15 protein-coding genes are annotated in these 17,650 nt (G+C 72.1%); 5 read left to right on the top strand and 10 right to left on the bottom strand.

Annotated features, from left to right (window positions below; genetic code table 11):
- Positions 1 to 41 precede the first annotated feature (41 nt).
- The gene (locus AC3IYJ_RS14260; protein ID WP_489401669.1) at positions 42 to 1,619 is read left to right on the top strand and encodes a glycosyltransferase family 2 protein; all 1,578 of its coding nucleotides are present in this window, start codon (positions 42 to 44) and stop codon (positions 1,617 to 1,619) included.
- Positions 1,620 to 1,685: 66 nt separating this feature from the next.
- Here AC3IYJ_RS14260 and AC3IYJ_RS14255 read toward each other — a convergent pair whose 3' ends face one another.
- From AC3IYJ_RS14255 to AC3IYJ_RS14235, 5 genes are all read right to left on the bottom strand, one after another.
- The gene (locus AC3IYJ_RS14255; protein ID WP_489401668.1) at positions 1,686 to 2,741 is read right to left on the bottom strand and encodes an ABC transporter substrate-binding protein; all 1,056 of its coding nucleotides are present in this window, start codon (positions 2,739 to 2,741) and stop codon (positions 1,686 to 1,688) included.
- Positions 2,742 to 2,871: 130 nt separating this feature from the next.
- On the bottom strand, positions 2,872 to 4,032 hold the full coding sequence (locus tag AC3IYJ_RS14250) for an acyl-CoA dehydrogenase family protein (protein ID WP_489401667.1): 1,161 nt from the start codon (positions 4,030 to 4,032) through the stop codon (positions 2,872 to 2,874).
- 8 nt (positions 4,033 to 4,040) lie between these two features.
- A complete protein-coding gene (locus AC3IYJ_RS14245; protein ID WP_489402809.1) occupies positions 4,041 to 4,961 on the bottom strand; it encodes a hydroxymethylglutaryl-CoA lyase in 921 nt (306 codons plus the stop codon).
- Positions 4,962 to 4,972: 11 nt separating this feature from the next.
- Positions 4,973 to 7,177 carry an acetyl/propionyl/methylcrotonyl-CoA carboxylase subunit alpha gene (locus tag AC3IYJ_RS14240; protein WP_489401666.1) on the bottom strand — a complete coding sequence of 735 codons (2,205 nt, stop codon included), beginning with the start codon at positions 7,175 to 7,177 and terminating at the stop codon, positions 4,973 to 4,975.
- A gap of 16 nt (positions 7,178 to 7,193) precedes the next feature.
- Positions 7,194 to 8,810: a carboxyl transferase domain-containing protein gene (locus AC3IYJ_RS14235; RefSeq protein WP_384661640.1), complete on the bottom strand. Its 1,617-nt coding sequence runs from the start codon at positions 8,808 to 8,810 to the stop codon at positions 7,194 to 7,196.
- Between the two features lie 100 nt (positions 8,811 to 8,910).
- On the opposite strand from AC3IYJ_RS14235, the gene AC3IYJ_RS14230 reads away from it, so the two are divergent.
- Together AC3IYJ_RS14230 and AC3IYJ_RS14225 are read left to right on the top strand one after the other, a co-directional pair.
- Positions 8,911 to 9,489, top strand: a complete 579-nt coding sequence (locus AC3IYJ_RS14230; RefSeq protein ID WP_489401665.1) for an SACE_7040 family transcriptional regulator — start codon at positions 8,911 to 8,913, stop codon at positions 9,487 to 9,489.
- Positions 9,490 to 9,545: 56 nt separating this feature from the next.
- Positions 9,546 to 10,352: a phosphatase gene (locus tag AC3IYJ_RS14225; RefSeq protein ID WP_489401664.1), complete on the top strand. Its 807-nt coding sequence runs from the start codon at positions 9,546 to 9,548 to the stop codon at positions 10,350 to 10,352.
- A gap of 27 nt (positions 10,353 to 10,379) precedes the next feature.
- On the opposite strand, the gene AC3IYJ_RS14220 is transcribed toward AC3IYJ_RS14225, so the two are convergent.
- Positions 10,380 to 11,246, bottom strand: a complete 867-nt coding sequence (locus AC3IYJ_RS14220) for an SDR family oxidoreductase (protein WP_489401663.1) — start codon at positions 11,244 to 11,246, stop codon at positions 10,380 to 10,382.
- A gap of 78 nt (positions 11,247 to 11,324) precedes the next feature.
- Between AC3IYJ_RS14220 and AC3IYJ_RS14215 the strand changes: the two genes are divergently transcribed.
- The gene (locus tag AC3IYJ_RS14215) at positions 11,325 to 11,792 is read left to right on the top strand and encodes a MarR family winged helix-turn-helix transcriptional regulator (RefSeq protein ID WP_489401662.1); all 468 of its coding nucleotides are present in this window, start codon (positions 11,325 to 11,327) and stop codon (positions 11,790 to 11,792) included.
- Here the strand turns inward: AC3IYJ_RS14215 and AC3IYJ_RS14210 are convergent.
- The 4 genes from AC3IYJ_RS14210 to AC3IYJ_RS14195 all read right to left on the bottom strand — a co-directional run bounded on the left by AC3IYJ_RS14210 (position 11,764) and on the right by AC3IYJ_RS14195 (position 16,543).
- Positions 11,764 to 12,732, bottom strand: a complete 969-nt coding sequence (locus AC3IYJ_RS14210; protein ID WP_489401661.1) for a cation diffusion facilitator family transporter — start codon at positions 12,730 to 12,732, stop codon at positions 11,764 to 11,766. The two genes, AC3IYJ_RS14215 and AC3IYJ_RS14210, sit on opposite strands and share 29 nt — an antisense overlap.
- A 28-nt stretch (positions 12,733 to 12,760) precedes the next feature.
- The gene (gene tesB / locus AC3IYJ_RS14205; protein WP_489401660.1) at positions 12,761 to 13,639 is read right to left on the bottom strand and encodes an acyl-CoA thioesterase II; all 879 of its coding nucleotides are present in this window, start codon (positions 13,637 to 13,639) and stop codon (positions 12,761 to 12,763) included.
- Between the two features lie 35 nt (positions 13,640 to 13,674).
- A complete protein-coding gene (locus AC3IYJ_RS14200; protein WP_489401659.1) occupies positions 13,675 to 14,832 on the bottom strand; it encodes an acyl-CoA dehydrogenase family protein in 1,158 nt (385 codons plus the stop codon).
- A 160-nt stretch (positions 14,833 to 14,992) separates the two neighbouring features.
- Complete coding sequence (locus AC3IYJ_RS14195; RefSeq protein WP_489401658.1) at positions 14,993 to 16,543, bottom strand: PucR family transcriptional regulator; 1,551 nt, start codon at positions 16,541 to 16,543, stop codon at positions 14,993 to 14,995.
- Between the two features lie 117 nt (positions 16,544 to 16,660).
- On the opposite strand from AC3IYJ_RS14195, the gene speB reads away from it, so the two are divergent.
- A complete protein-coding gene (gene speB, locus AC3IYJ_RS14190; RefSeq protein WP_489401657.1) occupies positions 16,661 to 17,626 on the top strand; it encodes an agmatinase in 966 nt (321 codons plus the stop codon).
- Positions 17,627 to 17,650: the final 24 nt, after the last annotated feature.

Below are 17,650 nucleotides of genomic sequence, written 5' to 3'. Positions count from 1 at the left end.
TCCCCGGGCGTCCCGGGCGGGCGGCGTTCATAATCTTTTGCATGTTCAACGAACGCCCGCCCGACATCTCCGTGATCATCGCCGCCTACAACGCGATGCCCTACCTGACCGAGTGCCTGGAATCGGTCGTGGGCCAGACGCTGGGCCTCGCCCGGCTGGAGGTCATCGCGATCGACGACGGGTCCACGGACGGCAGCGGTGCGGAGCTGGACCGGTTCGCCGCGCTCCACCCGCAGGTCCGGGTGGAGCACCTCCCCACGAACTCCGGAGGACCGGGCGGCCCGCGCAACAGGGCCCTCGACCTGGCCCGGGGACGGTACGTGTTCATCCTGGACGCCGATGACTACCTGGGGCCCGAGGCCCTGGAGCGGCTGCTGCGGATGGCCGAGACGAACACCAGCGATGTCGTGCTCGCCCGGCAGAAGGGCCTCGGCCGGGTCGTTTCGGAGAAGGCCTACCGGCACGCGCGGGAAGCCGATCTCCACACCTCGGAGGTCTACCGGTCGCTGCACAGCGCCAAACTCGTCCGCAGGGAGATCATCGAGGGCGGGCGGATCCGCTACCCCGACGACCTCTGGTACGGCGAGGACCAGGTGTTCGTCACCGCCGTCTACCTGGCCGCCCGCAAGATCTCCGTGGTCGGCGACTACGACTGCTACTACCTGCGCCTGCGCGAGGACGGCCAGAACCTCACCTCCCGCACCCGGTCGGCGGACGAGACCGTGCAGCACATCGAGCGCGTCATGGCGCTCGTGGCGGAGCGGGTGCAGGACCCGGTGGGGCGCCGGCGGATGATGGGCCGCCACTTCCGCAGCCTGATCCGTACGGCGCTGCGTCCGGCGGTGACCGCCCGCCACGAGTCCCCGGGGTTCACCGCGGAGGTCTACGCCCGGGGCCGGGCCCTGGTCCAGGCGTACTGGACCCCGGACATGGGCGAGGAGCTGTCACGGATCGACTGGATCCGCCTGTACGCCTTCGTCAGCTGCCCGCCCGGGGCCTTCGAGCAGCTGATGGAACACGACCCGGCGAAGAACCCGCCGCAGGACCTGGTCGAGAACGGCCGGGTGTACCGCCGCTACCCGCTGTTCCGCGACCCGGCCGCGGGCCTGCCGGACGTACTCTTCGACGTCACGGCGAAGCTGCGCACGCACCACCACCTCGCGTCGATGACCTGGAAGAACGCCCGGATCGGACTGACGGGCCACGGCTACCTGGATTCGCTCGGCACGGAGCGGCTGGTGCACGAACTGGTGCTGCGGGAGCGGGAGACCGGCCGCGAGCACACGGTCGTGGCCGAGCCCGTCGCCTCACCGGACCTGGGGAAGGGCCTGGACACGGCCGGCTTCCGCGCCGAGATGGACCTCGCCGCGGTGGACGCGGGCGGGCCGATCGGGCCCGGCACCTGGGACGCGTTCCTGGAGGTACGGGCCGACGGCGTGACCCGCCGGGCGCGCCTGGGCCGCAAGCACGCGCCGGGACTCGACCGCACCGCGCGCCGGTCCCAGGTGGTGGCCCCGGAGCCGGCGAACGGCACGGAACTGGCCGCGTCCACCTACTTCACCATCCACGGCAACCTCAGCATCGAGGTGGTGCGCCGCTTCCCGCCGACGACCGGATGAGCCCGCCCCTTGGTCACCGTCGCGCGAAGCGGGCGACGGGGTTCTGGAGGGTGGCGGTCAGCTGGTTCAGCTGATCTTCTTGGCGTTCTGGATGGACTTCGTGAGCTCTTCCAGGATCTGCGCGCACTTCTCGTACGAGTAGATCGGCTCGGTCACGCGGGGGGTGATCTGACCGGCCTTGACGGCGGGCATCTCGGCCCAGGTCGGCTTGGCCTTCAGCTGCTCGGGCTGGAGGGTGCCGGTGCGGTTGTCGAGGAGGACTACGTCGGCCTTGTACTTGCCGGCGTTCTCCCAGCTGAGGCTCTCGAAGAAGCCGCCCTCGTCCGTCTTCTCCGGGACGACGAACTCGACGCCGAGCGACTGGAAGTACTTCAGGTCGGCGGAGGTGGCCGGGGAGGAGACGTAGAAGAGGTCGGCGGAGCCGGAGCCGACGAGCACCTTGATGCCCGGGTTGGCCCTGGTGGCCTCGCGCAGCTTCGCGGAGGCGGCTTCGAAGCGGGCCTTCGCGTCGACGGTCTTCTTGGCGTTCAGGTCGGCGCCCAGGGACTTGGCCAGCTCCGCGGTGCGGGTCAGGGCCTGGTCCATGGTGACGTCGCCGCCCACCTTGATCGCGGCGGCCGGGGCGACCTTGAGGATCTTGTCCTTGGAGGCCTCCGGCACGTACCAGAGGCTTTCCTTCTCCCAGGTGTTGGTGACCAGGAGGTCGGGCTGGAGGGCCGCGTACTTCTCGACGTTGAACTCGTCGTAGACGTTGCCGAGGATCTGGACCTTGGATATGTCCATCGAGCCGGCCTGGACGTCGGCCTTGCCGTCGGCCTTGCCGTCGGCGGTCTTCGTCGGGCCGAAGACGCCCTTGACGTCGACCCCGTAGTCGTACAGCGCGGCGGCGGTGCCGGTGAACGCGACGATGTTCTTCGGCGTGGACTTGGCGGTGACCTCCTTGCCGAGGTCGTCCTTGAAGCTCCAGGGACCCGAGGCCGCGGAGCCCTTGTCCTTGCTGCCCGCCCCGTCCTTCGCGGAGTCGTTGCCGCCGCAGGCGGTGAGCGCGGCGACGAGGCCGAGAGCGCCGCCTGCCGCGATGAGACCGCGGCGGGTGAGGAGGGAGGATCGGGACTTGGGCATGTCGATGTCCGCTTTCGTGCGTGCTGCCGGGCGACCGCAGGGCCGTCGAAGGAAAGTAAGCCTAACCTTACCTGAAAGCGAAGAGGGGGCCCCGGCAGCAGGACCCCCTCCACGTGCGAGATGCTCTTGATCAGGCGGAAAGCCCCAGCTCACGGGCGATCAGCATGCGCTGGACCTCGCTCGTGCCCTCGCCGATCTCGAGGATCTTCGAGTCCCGCCACATCCGGGCCACCGGGTACTCGTTCATGAACCCGTACCCGCCGTGGATCTGCGTGGCGTCGCGCGCGTTGTCCACGGCCACCGTCGAGGAGTACAGCTTCGCGATGGCCGCCTCCTTCTTGAACGGTTCCCCGGCCACGAGCCGGGAGGCCGCGTCGCGCCAGCCGATCCGGGCCATGTGGGCGCGCATCTCCATGTCCGCCAGCTTGAACTGGATGGCCTGGTTGTCGCCGATCGCCTTGCCGAAGGCGTGCCGCTCCTTCGCGTACTTCACCGACTCGTCCACGCAGCCCTGCGCGAGCCCGGTCGCCAGCGCCGAGATGGCGATGCGGCCCTCGTCGAGGATGCGCAGGAACTGGGCGTAGCCGCGGCCCTCCTGGCCGACCAGGTTGGCGAGCGGGACCCGTACGTCCTGGAAGGCCAGCTCACGGGTGTCCGAGGAGTTCCAGCCGACCTTGGAGTACGGGGCGGCCACCGTGAAGCCGGGGGTGCCGGACGGGACGATGATCGAGGAGATCTCGGGGCGGCCGTCCGCCTTGCGGCCCGTCACGGCGGTGACGGTGACCAGGCCGGTGATGTCCGTACCGGAGTTGGTGATGAAGCACTTCGAGCCGTTGATCACCCACTCGTCGCCGTCACGGACGGCGGTCGTACGGGTGCCGCCGGCGTCCGAGCCGCCGTCCGGCTCGGTCAGCCCGAACGCGCCGAGCACCTCGCCGGAGCACATCTTCGGCAGCCACTCCCGCTTCTGCTCCTCGGTGCCGAAGAGGTAGAGGGGCATGGCGCCCAGCGAGACGCCCGCCTCCAGCGTGATGGCGACCGAGGAGTCGACGCGGGCCAGCTCCTCCAGGGCGATGCCGAGGGCGAGGTAGTCGCCGCCCATGCCGCCGTACTCCTCGGGGAAGGGCAGGCCGAAGAGGCCCATGCGGCCCATCTCGCGGACGATCTCGTACGGGAACTCGTGCCGCTCGTACAGGTCGCCGATCTTCGGCGCCACGACATCGTGCGCGAACGCCTCTACGGTGCGGCGGAGTTCCTCGTGCTCGGGGGTGAGCCGGTGGTCGAGGGCCATGATTCTCGTTACTCCTTGTGGGAGAGGGCGCGGACGGTACGGGAAGGGCTGGGGCGGCCCAGTTGTTCGGCCATCCACACGCTCGTGGCGGTGAGGGCGGCCAGATCGACCCCGGTCTCGATGCCGAGGCCGTCGAGCATCCAGACGAGGTCCTCGGTCGCGAGATTGCCGGTCGCGCTCTTCGCGTACGGGCAGCCGCCGAGGCCGCCGGCGGAAGCGTCGACCGTGGTCACGCCGTGCTGGAGTGCGGCGAGGGTGTTGGACAGGGCCTGGCCGTAGGTGTCGTGGAAGTGCACACCGATCCGGTCGGTCCCGACGCCCTCCTCGTTGAGTTCGCTCAGGAGCGTCTGGACGTGCCCCGGGGTGGCGACCCCGATGGTGTCGCCGAGGCTCAGCTCGTCACAGCCGAGGTCGAGCAGGGCCTTGGCCACGCCCACCACCTGGTGGACCGGGACCGGACCCTCCCAGGGATCGCCGAAGCACATGGAGAGGTAGCCGCGCACGTGCGCCTTGCCCTCCTTGGCACGGGCCACGACGGGCTCGAACATGGCGAGGGACTCGGCGACGGTGCGGTTGAGGTTGCGGGAGGCGAAGGTCTCCGTGGCCGAACCGAACACGGCGATGCGGGTGGCGCCGAGCGCGAGCGCGCGGTCGAGGCCGCGCTCGTTGGGGACGAGGACCGGGAGGTGCACCCCGGGCAGGTCGCCGAGTTCCGGGAACAGCTGCTCGGCGTCGGCCAGCTGGGGAACCCACTTGGGGTGCACGAAGCTGGTGGCCTCGACGGTGGTCAGCCCGGCGGCGGCCAGCCGGCGGATGAACTCGGCCTTGACGGCGGTCGGGACGGCCGTCTTCTCGTTCTGCAGCCCGTCACGGGCCCCGACCTCGTGGATCCGGATCCGGGGCGGGAGCTCTTGGGCCGGGAAGGTCATCGGGAGCCCGTTCACTTGGCCTCCTCCTCTTCGTCCGGGGTCACCACGGCCAGGACCTGGTCCATGGCGACGGTGGTGCCGGGGGAGACATCCAGCTCGGTGACGGTGCCGGAGTGCGGGGCGGAGATGACGTGCTCCATCTTCATCGCCTCGACCACCAGCAGGCTCTGACCGGCCGCGACCTTGTCGCCGACGGCGACCTTGACGACGGTGACGGTGCCGGGCATGGGGGCCGAGAGGGTGTCCGCGCCGGTCCTCGTCCCGCCGCGCAGGTTGGCCTCCACGGGGTCGTACGCCTGCACGTGCCAGGAGTCGGCGTCGCGGCCGAGCCAGGTCCCCTCCGGGGAGGTGGCGTGGGCGAAGCGGTGCGTGACTCCGTCGAGTTCGATGGTGAGGTGGTCGGCGGTGCGGCTGACGATCCGGCCCCGGGCCGGTGTGCCGGGGCTCTGCCCCGGACCCCGAGCCTCAATCTCCCCCAGACTCCGTCCGGGGGTACCCCCTGGCGGGGCTTGATTCTGGCCGCCGCCGCCGTCAAGTGCGGGTGGGGCCACATCCAGGAGCAGCTCCGTGAGCGGGCCGGAGGCGCCGTGACCCGGCCCGGGGCGGCCCGGCCCGGCGGGCCGGGTGCGGACGGTGATCGGGTCCTGGCCCGGGAGGCGGAAGTGGTGGACGGTCCAGGCGGGTGTGCCGCCGAGGCGCCAGCCGTTGGCGGAGTCGAACGGGTCGACCCACCCCGGCCGATCCGGCCTCGCCGGCGTTTGAGGCGCGGGGTCCGGGGCAGAGCCCCGGTTTCGGGAAGGGGCGGGGTGGGGGACGGACAGCATGGCCGCCGCCGCGTACACCTCCGGCGGGACCGACTCCGGCAGGAGGGACTGCAGGTCCCGCTCCACCAGCCCGGTGTCCAGGTCGCCGGAGACGACGTCCGGGTGCGCCAACAGCCTTCGCAGGAAACCGGCGTTGGTCTGCACCCCCAGGATCACCGTGTCCGCAAGGGCACCGCGCAGCACCCGCAGGGCCGCCGCCCGGTCCGGCCCGTACGCGATGACCTTCGACAGCATCGGGTCGTACGTCGACCCGGTGTCCACCCCCGCCACCAGCCCGGAGTCCGTCCGCACCGCGCCGCCCGAGGGCTCGGACAGCGCCAGCACCACGCCCCCGGAGGGCAGGAACCCCCGGGCCGGGTCCTCGGCGCACACGCGGGCCTCGATCGCGTGACCCGTCAGCCGGACATCCGACTGGCCGAAGCCCAGCTCCGCGCCGGAGGCGACCCGCAGCTGCTGCTCCACCAGGTCCAGCCCAGTGATCAGCTCGGTCACCGGGTGCTCCACCTGGAGCCGGGTGTTCATCTCCATGAAGTAGTACGAGGACGGGTCCCCGCCCGGGACGATGAACTCCACGGTCCCCGCGCCGACGTACCCGCACGAGCGTGCCGCCTCCACGGCCGCCGCGCCCATCGACTCCCGCAGCTCCGGCGTCAGCAGGACGCTCGGCGCCTCTTCGATCACCTTCTGGTGGCGCCGCTGGAGCGAGCACTCGCGCTCGCCCAGGTGCACCACGTTGCCGTGCGCGTCCGCCAGGACCTGGATCTCGATGTGCCGGGGCCGGTCCACCCACCGCTCCACGAGCAGGGTGTCGTCCCCGAAGGAGGACCGCGCCTCGCGCCGGGCGGAGGCGATCTCCTCGCCCAGCGCCGCCGCGTCCCGTACGAGCCGCATGCCCTTGCCGCCGCCGCCCGCCGAGGGCTTGAGCAGTACCGGCATGCCGATCTTCTCGGCGGCGGAGACCAGTTCGGCGTCCGAGAGCCCGCTCCCGGAGGATCCCGGAACCACCGGGACGCCCGCCGCCTTCACGGTCTCCTTCGCCCGGATCTTGTCCCCCATCAGGGAGATCGCCGAGGCCGGCGGTCCGATGAAGGCGAGTCCGGCGTCGGCGCAGGCCTGTGCGAAGGCCGCGTTCTCCGCGAGGAAGCCGTAGCCGGGGTGGACGGCCTGGGCCCCCGTCCGGCGCGCGGCATCGAGCAGCCGCTCGACCGACAGGTAGCTCTCGGCGGCCGCCGCCGGGCCGATCCGGACGGCCGTGTCGGCCTCCCGTACGTGCCGGGCGTCGGCGTCCGCGTCGCTGAAGACGGCCACGGACCGGACCCCGAGCTCGCGCAGCGTGCGGATGACCCGTACCGCGATCTCGCCCCGGTTGGCGACCAGAACAGTGCTGAACATCAGTGAGGTCCTCACGTCACATACGGAAGATGCCGAAGCCGGAGTCGCCCAGGGGGGCGTTCGCGCATGCGGTCAGGGCCAGCCCCAGCACCTGCCGGGTCTCCATCGGGTCGATGACCCCGTCGTCCCACAGCCGCGCGGTGGCGTAGTAGGCGTTGCCCTGGGCCTCGTACTGGGCCCGGACGGGGGCCTTGAAGGCCTCCTCGTCCTCCGCCGGCCATTCCTGGCCCGCGCCCTCGATCTGGTCCCGCTTGACCGTGGCGAGCACGGACGCGGCCTGTTCGCCGCCCATCACCGAGATCTTGGCGTTGGGCCACATCCACAGGAAGCGCGGCGAGTACGCCCGCCCGCACATCGAGTAGTTGCCCGCGCCGTAGCTGCCGCCGACCACCACCGTCAGCTTCGGGACCCGGGTGCAGGCCACGGCCGTGACCATCTTGGCGCCGTGCTTGGCGATGCCGCCCGCCTCGTAGTCGCGGCCGACCATGAAGCCCGAGATGTTCTGGAGGAAGAGCAGCGGGATGCCGCGCTGGTCGCACAGCTCGATGAAGTGCGCGCCCTTCTGGGCGGATTCGGAGAAGAGGATGCCGTTGTTGGCGACGATCCCGACCGGGTGACCGTGGATCCGGGCGAAGCCGGTGACCAGGGTCTGCCCGAACTCGGCCTTGAACTCCTGGAACCGGGACCCGTCCACCAGCCGGGCGATGATCTCGCGGGCGTCGTAGGGGGTGCGGGAGTCGACGGGGACCGCGCCGTACAGGCCGTACGGGTCCACCTTGGGCTCCTCGGGAGCCTCCACGGACCAGGGCAGGGCCCCGCGCTCGGGCAGGGTGGCCACGATGTTCCGTACGATCCGCAGCGCGTGCGCGTCGTCCTCCGCGAGGTGGTCGGTCACGCCGGAGATCCGGGAGTGGACCTCGCCGCCACCCAGCTCCTCGGCCGTGACCACCTCGCCGGTGGCGGCCTTCACCAGCGGCGGGCCGCCCAGGAAGATCGTGCCCTGGCCGCGCACGATGACGGCCTCGTCGCTCATGGCCGGGACGTACGCCCCGCCGGCCGTGCAGGAGCCGAGGACGGCGGCGATCTGCGGGATGCCGGCCCCCGACATGCGGGCCTGGTTGTAGAAGATGCGGCCGAAGTGGTCGCGGTCGGGGAAGACCTCGTCCTGCATGGGCAGGAAGGCGCCGCCGGAGTCGACGAGGTAGAGGCAGGGGAGACGGTTCTCCAGGGCCACTTCCTGGGCGCGCAGGTGCTTCTTGACGGTCATCGGGTAGTACGTGCCGCCCTTGACCGTGGCGTCGTTGGCGACGATCACGCACTCGCGGCCGCTGACCCGCCCGATGCCGGCGATGACCCCGGCCGCGGGGGCCGCGCCCCCGTACATGCCCTCGGCGGCCAGCGGGGCCAGCTCCAGGAAGGGGGATCCGGGGTCGAGGAGGGCGTCCACGCGGTCGCGCGGCAGCAGCTTCCCGCGGGCCGTGTGGCGGGCGCGGGCCTTCTCCCCGCCGCCGAGCCGGGCCGCCTCCAGCCGGGCCCGCAGGCCCTCGGTGAGCTCGCGGTGGGCGGCCTCGTTGGCCCGCCAGGCATCGGACGCCGGGTCGGCGGCGCTCGTCAGCACTGGTGCCTGCTGCATCGGTCGAGCTCCCTTGCTCGGTGCGCTCTTGTTAATGAGCGTTAACGCATGTGGGACTTAGGTTAACGACCGCTAACGGCCCTGTCTAGAATGGATTCCCATGAGCACCAGAGCGGCCGCCCCGACCCGGCGTGAGCAGATCCTCGGCGAGGCTGCCCGCCTCTTCGCCGAGCGTGGATTCCACGGCGTCGGCGTGGACGAGATAGGGGCCGCGGTGGGGATCAGCGGCCCCGGCCTGTACCGGCATTTCGCGGGCAAGGACGCCATGCTCGCCGAGCTGCTGGTCGGCATCAGCGAGCGGCTGCTGACCGGCGGCCGCCGACGGGTGGAGGAGGCCGCCGGCGACCCGTCCGGCGTACTGGCCTCCCTCATCGACGGACACATCGACTTCGCGCTCGACGACCGCGCGCTGATCACCCTCCACGACCGGGAGCTCGACCGGCTCCGCGAGGCCGACCGCAAGCTCGTACGGCAGCTCCAGCGCCAGTACGTCGAGCTGTGGGTCGACGTCGTACGGGAACTGCACCCCGAGGTGGGCGAGACGGAGGTACGGGTCTGCGTCCACGCGGTCTTCGGCCTGCTGAACTCCACCCCGCACCTGGCCGCGCTCGGCCGGGAGGCGACGGAGTCGCTGCTGAGGAGGCTCGCGAACGGGGCCTTCGGGGCGCTGTCGGGATGACGGGACGCGTCCGCTGGCCGGGACGGAAGGGACGGCTCCGGGCGGGCGGCGGCAGAATGGGCCGCATGCCGAAGCCGATAGAGACGCCTGTCCCCAGCCGAGCCGAACTCATCGACCACCTGGTCCGGACGCGGATCGCGGGTGACGTGGCGACCCCGCGCGACAATTGCCTCTCCCACTACCGCAAGCTCGCCAATGGAGACCGGCACTACTGGCTGGGCCTGGAGCTGGGCGACCGCTGGACGGACGAGCAGGACGTGCTCGCGGTGATGGCGGAGCGCTGCGGGGTCGTGGACGACGCCTCGTACCGCTTCGGCCAGGAGACCATCGACCCCGAACTGACCGTGGCGGGCCTGGACCGGCTGGCCGCGCGGCTGCGCAAGGCGGCGCTGGACCGGCAGAGCGTCCTGCTGGCCACCGGGCACCCCGGGGGCCTGCTGGACGTTCACCGGGCGACGGCCGACGCGCTGCGCGCGGCGGGCTGCGAGATCGTGGTGATCCCGCACGGCCTGATGGCCGACGAGGGCTCGGTGTGGCAGTTCGCGGACGTCGCGGTCCTGGAGCGGGGCGCGACGCTGTGGCACACCCACTCCCCGGAGCCGATGGCGGCGATCCTCGACGGCCTGAGCGCGATGAACCGCCCGCAGCCGGACCTGGTCGTCGCCGACCACGGCTGGGCGGGCTGCGCCGCGCAGCGCGGCCTGGACGCGGTGGGCTACGCGGACTGCAACGACCCGGCGCTGTTCCTGGCCGAGGCGGAAGGCACCCTCCAGGTGGCGATCCCGCTGGACGACCACGTCCGCGACCCGCGCTTCTACGACCCGATGGTGTCCTACCTCCTGGACGCGGCGGGCCTGCTGTAGCAGGCCCGGCCCACCAGGAACGCGGTCCTACCGGACCCAGCCGCCCGTGAGGTTCTGTACGGCCGAGCCGTCGAGGTCGGCCAGCTTGGGGGCGACGAACTCGCGGGCCCAGTCCGAGGTCTGGACCCGGAACGGGGCCCGCTCGGCGGTCAGCGTCGCGATGATCGGGGCGGCGGCCTCCTCGGAGGTCTGGGCGCCGGCGTAGGACTGCGTGGTGCGCTCGACGTAGGCCTTCAGCGCGGGGGCGTACGGACCGGCCTCGGCCAGCATGGCCGGGATGTCGAGCCCCAGGCTCGCGACGAACTCGCTGGTCACGGCACCCGGTTCGACGACGCTGACCTGGACCCCGACGGTCGCGGCGACGGGTGCGAGCGACTCCATGAACCCCTCGACGGCGAACTTGGCCGCGCAGTAGGACTCGTTGAAGGGCTGGCCGACGACCCCGCCGACGCTGGTGACCGTGATGACGCGGCCGCCGCTCGCGCGCAGGTGGGGGAGGGCGGCGCGGGTGAGCTCGACGACGCCGAAGTAGTTGACCTCCATGGCGGAGCGGACCTGCTCCATGCCCTGCTGCTCGATGGTGCCGACGGACCCCGCGCCCGCGTTGTTCACGACGGCGTCGAGCCGCCCGTGCTCGGCGACGACCTCGGCCACGCAGGAGGCGACCGAGGCCGCGTCCGTCACGTCCAGCCGCTTGACCTGCAGCAGGTCGCCGACCCCCGCCTCGCTCGCGGCCTTCAGAAGGGCGTCGGCCCGGCCGGTGTCGCGCATGGTGGCGACGGTGTGCCAGCCCGCCCGCGCGGTGGCCACGGCGGCGGCCAGGCCGATGCCGGAGGAGGTGCCGGTGATGAGGACGGTCTTGGCGGTGGTCCCGGCGGCGGTGTTGGCGTCCATGGAGGTCTCCTTAGGTTTGTGCGTGCACACACACATTATCTCTGTGTGCGTGTGCACGCAACCGGTATCCTGGTCGGCATGGCGCAGAACAAGCTCACCATGGGCGGTCTCACCCCCCGCGACCACGCCTTCTACGGACTGGTCTGGGCCGGCACCACCCTGACCGCACGGGTGGACCAGGCCCTCACGCGCCACCACGACCTGCCGCTGTCCTGGTTCGAGGTCATGCTGTGGCTCAACGGCCAGACGGAGCCGGTCGCCCCCTCCGAGCTGGGGGCCAGGACCCTGCTCAGCCGCAGTCAGGTCTCCCGCGTCACCGACGCGCTCCAGGCCCGCGGACTGGTCGAGCGGATACCGTCGCCGACCGACGCCCGCTCGATCCGGATCGCCCTCACGGAGTCGGGCCGCCGGGCCTTCGCCGAGGCCGACGCCACCCGCCGCGAGGCGCTGGCCGAGGTCTTCGACGATCGGCTCGACGACGCCGACATCGCCGCGCTGCAGGGGATCTGGGCCAAGCTCAAGGCCCGTCCGTCGGAGAAGGCGTAGCGCTAGAGGCGGCAGGGGTCGGCGTCGGGTCCAGGTACACCCGGCGGACCGCCGGGAACCGCTCCCGCAGCTGGGCCTCCGCCACCTCGCACGACTGCTCCACCTGCCGGGCCGAGGCGAGGTCGTGAAAGTCGATCTTCGCCGCGATCAGCACTTCGGCCGGCCCCTGCACCAGTGTGGTCAGCTCCAGCACCGCCTCGATGTGCGGCACCGACAGCAGTTCCTCGCGCACCTGCGCGCGCATCGCGGCGGGCAGCGGCCGCCCGATCAGGTACTGCGCGTTCGAGCGGCCCAGCTCCCACGCCACCCACACCAGCAGCAGCCCGATCAGCAGCGAGGCCACCCCGTCGTACACGCCGGACCCGGTCAGCTGCGCGCCCAGCAGCCCGCCCGCCGCCAGCGCCAGGCCGATCAGCGCGGCCACGTTCTCCAGCAGTACGGCCTTCACCGCCGTGTCCGGGGTGTGCTTCACGTACAGCCCGAGCGGGGCCTGCATCCGCTCCGCCTCGCCCTTGACCTGTCGCCAGGCGACCAGGAGCGAGTAGCCCTCCAGGAGGGCGGCGACGCCCAGGATGATGTAGGAGACCGTCGGGTTTCCCGGGTCCTCCCCGTGGACCAGCGTGTGGATGCCGTCGTAGATCGCGAACACCGCGCCGCCGATGAAGGTGGCGATCGACGCCAGCAGCGCCCAGATGTACCGCTCCGGCCCGTACCCCAGCGGGTGCGCCTCGTCGGCCGGCTTCGCGCTGCGCTTCAGCGATGCCAGCAGCATCACCTCGGTCACGGTGTCGGCGACCGAGTGCGCGGCCTCGGACAGCATGGCGCTGGACCCGCTGACGACCCCGCCGACTGCCTTGGCGGCCGCGATGCCGAGGTTGGTGACCACGGCCACGACGACCGTGCCGAAGCTTTCCTCTTCACTTCCGCTGCTGCTCGACATGGAGCGACGGTACGTCGGACGGTCGTCCCTAAGCGCGCGGGACGCGCACCACACCCTCCTGGATGACGGTGACGGCCAGCCGGCCGTCCTGGGTCCAGATCCGGGCCTGGCCGAGGCCCCGCCCGGCGGCGGCCGAGGGCGACTCCTGGTCGTACAGCAGCCACTCGTCGGCGCGGAACGGCCGGTGGAACCACATCGCGTGGTCGAGCGAGGCGCCGACGACATCGCCGACCGCCCAGCCGCCCCGCCCGTGCGCGAGCAGTACGGAGTCGAGCAGGGTCATGTCGGAGACGTACGTGGCCAGGCAGGTGTGCAGCAGCGGATCGGCGCTGTCCAGCTTGCCGGCGGTACGGAACCACACCTGCGAGCGCGCCTCGACCGGTTCGCCGACGCTGCCCCAGGGCGGGACCGTCGCGTACCGCAGGTCCACCGCTCCGCGCGCCTCGATCAATCGCTCCACGGTGCCCGGGTCGCGGAAGACCTCGCGGTAGAGGGGGAGCGATTCGGCGGCCGTCGGAAGGGTCTCCGGGTCGGGTGCGTCGGGCATCGCGGCCTGGTGGTCGAGGCCCTCCTCGTGCGTCTGGAAGGATGCGGAGAGGTGGAAGATCGGCTGCCCGTGCTGGACGGCGACGACCCGGCGCGTGGTGAAGGAGCGCCCGTCGCGGATCCGGTCGACCGAGTACACGATGGGCGCGCCCGGGTCCCCGGCGCGCAGGAAGTACGAGTGCAGCGAGTGCGCCGTACGGTCCTCGGGCACGGTGCGCCCGGCCGCGACCAGGGCCTGGGCGGCGACCTGGCCGCCGAAGACCCGCGGTACCAGCGCGGAACGGCTGGTACCGCGGAAGATGTTCTCCTCGATCTGCTCGAGGTCGAGCAGATCGAGGAGAGTCGTCAGTGCCTCGTTCATGAGGGGAAGGGTAAGTCCCTTGTCCCGACGGACCCTTACAGGCCCATCGACTTGGCGATGATCGACTTCATGACCTCGCTGGTGCCGCCGTAGATGCGGTTCACGCGGTTGTCGGCGTACAGGCGGGCGATCGGGTACTCGTTCATGTAGCCGTACCCGCCGTGCAGCTGGAGGCACTTGTCGATGACGCGGTGCGCGACCTCGGTGTTGAACAGCTTCGCGGACGCGGCCTCGGCGGCGGTGAGCTCACCGGCGTCCAGGGCTTCCAGGGCGCGGTCGGCGACGGCCTCGGCGGCGTCCACCTCGGCCTGGCAGGCGGCCAGTTCGAACTTGGTGTTCTGGAAGTGCGCGACCGGCTTGCCGAAGACGGTGCGGTCCGTGACGTACTGCTGGGCGAACCGGACGGCGGCCTTGGCCTGCGCGTACGCGCCGAAGGCGATGCCCCAGCGCTCGGAGGGCAGGTTCGCGCCGAGGTAGTAGAAGCCCTTGTTCTCCTCGCCGAGCAGGTCCTCGACCGGGACCTTGACGTCGACGAACGCCAGCTCGGCGGTGTCGGAGGTGCGCAGGCCGAGCTTGTCGAGCTTGCGGCCGATCGAGTAGCCCTCGGACTTGGTGTCCACGGCGAAGAGGGAGATGCCGAAGCGGCGGTCGTCCTCGCGCGGGGAGGAGGTGCGGGCGCAGACGATCACGCGGTCGGCGTGCACGCCACCGGTGATGAAGGTCTTGGAGCCGTTGAGGACGTAGTGCGTGCCGTCCTCGGAGAGCTTGGCGGTGGTCTTCATGCCCGCGACGTCGGAGCCGGTGCCCGGCTCGGTCATCGCGAGGGCCCACATCTCCTCGCCGGTGACGAACTTCTCGAGGTAGCGCTTCTTCTGCTCGTCGTTGGCGAGCATCTTGATGTAGGGCAGGGCGAGCAGCACGTGCACGCCGGAGCCGCCGAACTGGACGCCCGCGCGCGAGGTCTCCTCGTAGAGGACGGCCTCGAACTTGTGGGTGTCCAGGCCCGCGCCGCCGAACTCCTCGGGCACGTTGATGCCGAAGATGCCCAGCTCACCGAGCTTGTAGTAGAACTCGCGGGGCGCCTGCCCGGCCGCGAACCACTCGTCGTAGACGGGGACGACCTCGGCCTCGATGAAGGCGCGAATGGTCTCGCGGAACGCCTCGTGGTCCTCGTTGAAAACGGTACGGCGCACGGGCCGGCCCTCCTTTTTGCGGCTAAACCGCCGCCGCTCTCGCGGGGGTGGTTGCGCGCCGTCGTGGTTACCCAATCGGTGGCTTGGGTCTAAGCGCTTGCTCAGATTAAGTTACTGGCGGGTTGTCTGTCCTGTCCAGAGTCCGTGGCCGTGCGCCGCCTCACTCATGTGCGTCCCGGCCCCCACCGGACCGTGACTCGGTGCCCAGTGCGAACCACAGCTCCATCCGGACCTCCGGGTCGTCCAGGTCCCGCTCCAGGAGCACGGCGCAGCGCGCGAGGCGCTGGCGGACGGTGTTGCGGTGCACGCCGAGGGAGGCCGCCGTACGGTCCCAGCCGCCGTGATGGGTGAGCCAGACCCGCAGCGTCTCGCGCAGCGACGGGCCGAGCGGACCGAGCAGCGCACGGGCATGGGCCTCGGCCGCACCGGGCGCGACGAGGGCCGCGAGGCCGCCCTCGCGGTGCCGCAGCAGCGCCGCGCGGGCCGCTTCGGCCCGGCGCAGCGCTCCGGCGGCCTGCGCGTCGGCCGCAGCGAGGTCCCCGGCGGCGGCCGGGGCGCTGATGCCGAGCCGCCATCCGGACAGCGGAGCGGGCTCCCGGTCCAGGAGCAGGCGTACGGTCCCGCCGGCGCCGGTGGGGGCTGCGAGGGTCGCGCCGAGGCTCTCGGCCAGGGCCGCCACGGCCTCCGGGTCGCCGGCCCCGGCCCCCGGCAGGGGCCGGGCGTGCGCCACGGTCCACGGGCCGGGGCCCAGCAGTGCGGCCGCCTCGGCGGCCGGCCTGCCCAACAGGAGCGACAGCAGGGCCGCCGACCGCGCGCCGGCTCCGGCGGCGGCCTGCCGGGGGGTGGTGAGCAGGGTGAGGAGGACGGCGGCGGCGCCCGCGATGGTGTGGTCGTCGGGGGTCCGCTCCGGGGTGGCGAGGAGGAGCACCGGACCGGGCGCGCCGCCGCCCGTACCCGTACCCGTACCCGTACCCGTACCCGTACCCGCGCCCGTACCCGGGCCCCCGCCACCGGTGTCCCGGGCGGCGGCCCTGCGGCCCAGGGCGTAGGCGGTCAGGTGCCAGCCCGCCGCGGTGTCCGTCGCGGTCACCGGACCGCTGCCGCCCACCCGGGCGGCGAGCGCGTCCAGGGCCTCGCGCACCTGCGGCGGGAGGGCCCGTTCGGAGGTCTGCGCGGCCGGGCCGTCGGGACCGGAGGGGTCGACCAGTTCGGCGTGCCCGCCCAGCGCGGCCGCCAGCCGTCCCAGGACGGCCGGGACCGGGTCCGGCCGGGAGGCCGCGGCCGCCAGCGACCGCTGGGCCTCGGCGACCCGGCGCAGCCCCCGGGTCCGGGCCTCCGCCATCAGCCGCCACACGGTCCGCGCGACCGCCGCGAACGGGGTTCCCGGTTCCACCTCCACCAGCGGCAGCCCGGCCGCGGCGCAGGCCGCCACCAGCTCCTCCGGGACCCGCTCGTGCACCGGGGTCACGCCGAAGCCGAGCGCGGCCACCCCCGCCCGGACCAGCCGGCCCACGTACTCCCGGGGGTCCCCGGACCAGGCGCCCGCGGTGAGCAGCAGTTCCCCGCCCAGCAGGTAGGGGGAGGGGTCGGCCATCTCGGAGGCGTGCACCCCGTGCACCTCGGCCGCTTCCGGCCCGGCCAGCACCCGTAGCCCCAGTGCCGCCAGCGGCACCGGTGTGGTGGGAGGGGCTCCTTCTGGAAGCTCCGGCATGGATACTCCGTACATTTCAAGGCCGCTCTATGGATGAAACCTACACTTCGGGCGAGCCGGACCGCGCCGTACGCTCGAAGGACCGCACCGTTCAGTCATCCAGAAGGGCACCCCCTCATGAGCACGCAGCCGCGCGGCCCCGTCGACTCCTCCCGCATCCCGCGCTACGCGGGCCCCGCGACCTTCGCCCGGCTGCCCCGCCTCGACGAGGTCGGCGGCAAGGCGGACGTGGCCGTCGTCGGCGTGCCCTTCGACTCCGGGGTCTCCTACCGCCCCGGCGCCCGCTTCGGCGGCAACGCCATCCGCGAGGCCTCGCGTCTGCTGCGCCCGTACAACCCGGCGCAGGACGCCTCCCCGTTCGCGCTCGCGCAGGTCGCCGACGCGGGCGACATCGCGGCGAACCCCTTCAACATCAACGAGGCCGTCGAGACGATCGAGGCCGCGGCCGACGAGCTGATCGGCGCGGGCTCCCGCCTGATGACCCTGGGCGGCGACCACACCATCGCCCTCCCGCTCCTGCGCTCGGTCGCCAAGAAGCACGGCCCGGTCGCACTGCTGCACTTCGACGCGCACCTGGACACCTGGGACACGTACTTCGGCGCCGAGTACACGCACGGCACCCCGTTCCGGCGCGCCGTGGAAGAGGGCATCCTCGACACCGAGGCGCTGTCCCACGTAGGCACCCGCGGCCCGCTGTACGGCAAGCAGGACCTGGACGACGACGCCAAGATGGGCTTCGGCATCGTCACCTCCGCCGACGTCTACCGGCGCGGCGCCGACGAGATCGCCGACCAGCTGCGCCAGCGCATCGGCGACCGTCCCCTCTACATCTCGATCGACATCGACGTGCTGGACCCGGCGCACGCGCCCGGCACCGGCACCCCCGAGGCCGGCGGCATGACCTCGCGCGAGCTGCTGGAGATCATCCGGGGCCTGTCCTCCTGCAACCTGGTCTCGGCGGACGTCGTGGAGGTCGCTCCGGCGTACGATCACGCGGAGATCACCTCGGTCGCGGCCTCGCACACCGCGTACGAGCTGACCACGATCATGAGCCGTCAGATCGCGGCGGCGAAGGCGAAGTAAGCAGCACGAAGGGCGAGCAAACGC

It is taken from the genome of Streptomyces sp. GL_140 (assembly GCF_057834465.1).
This window is presented reverse-complemented; position numbering and strand designations above follow the sequence as displayed.

Coding starts and splice junctions, on each gene's coding strand:
- AC3IYJ_RS14260 (WP_489401669.1), top strand. CDS start 42: ATGTTCAACGAACGCCCGCCCGACATCTCCGTGATCATCGCCGCCTAC.
- AC3IYJ_RS14255 (WP_489401668.1), bottom strand. CDS start 2,741: ATGCCCAAGTCCCGATCCTCCCTCCTCACCCGCCGCGGTCTCATCGCG.
- AC3IYJ_RS14250 (WP_489401667.1), bottom strand. CDS start 4,032: ATGGCCCTCGACCACCGGCTCACCCCCGAGCACGAGGAACTCCGCCGC.
- AC3IYJ_RS14245 (WP_489402809.1), bottom strand. CDS start 4,961: ATGACCTTCCCGGCCCAAGAGCTCCCGCCCCGGATCCGGATCCACGAG.
- AC3IYJ_RS14240 (WP_489401666.1), bottom strand. CDS start 7,177: ATGTTCAGCACTGTTCTGGTCGCCAACCGGGGCGAGATCGCGGTACGG.
- AC3IYJ_RS14235 (WP_384661640.1), bottom strand. CDS start 8,810: ATGCAGCAGGCACCAGTGCTGACGAGCGCCGCCGACCCGGCGTCCGAT.
- AC3IYJ_RS14230 (WP_489401665.1), top strand. CDS start 8,911: ATGAGCACCAGAGCGGCCGCCCCGACCCGGCGTGAGCAGATCCTCGGC.
- AC3IYJ_RS14225 (WP_489401664.1), top strand. CDS start 9,546: ATGGGCCGCATGCCGAAGCCGATAGAGACGCCTGTCCCCAGCCGAGCC.
- AC3IYJ_RS14220 (WP_489401663.1), bottom strand. CDS start 11,246: ATGGACGCCAACACCGCCGCCGGGACCACCGCCAAGACCGTCCTCATC.
- AC3IYJ_RS14215 (WP_489401662.1), top strand. CDS start 11,325: ATGGCGCAGAACAAGCTCACCATGGGCGGTCTCACCCCCCGCGACCAC.
- AC3IYJ_RS14210 (WP_489401661.1), bottom strand. CDS start 12,732: ATGTCGAGCAGCAGCGGAAGTGAAGAGGAAAGCTTCGGCACGGTCGTC.
- tesB (WP_489401660.1), bottom strand. CDS start 13,639: ATGAACGAGGCACTGACGACTCTCCTCGATCTGCTCGACCTCGAGCAG.
- AC3IYJ_RS14195 (WP_489401658.1), bottom strand. CDS start 16,543: ATGCCGGAGCTTCCAGAAGGAGCCCCTCCCACCACACCGGTGCCGCTG.
- speB (WP_489401657.1), top strand. CDS start 16,661: ATGAGCACGCAGCCGCGCGGCCCCGTCGACTCCTCCCGCATCCCGCGC.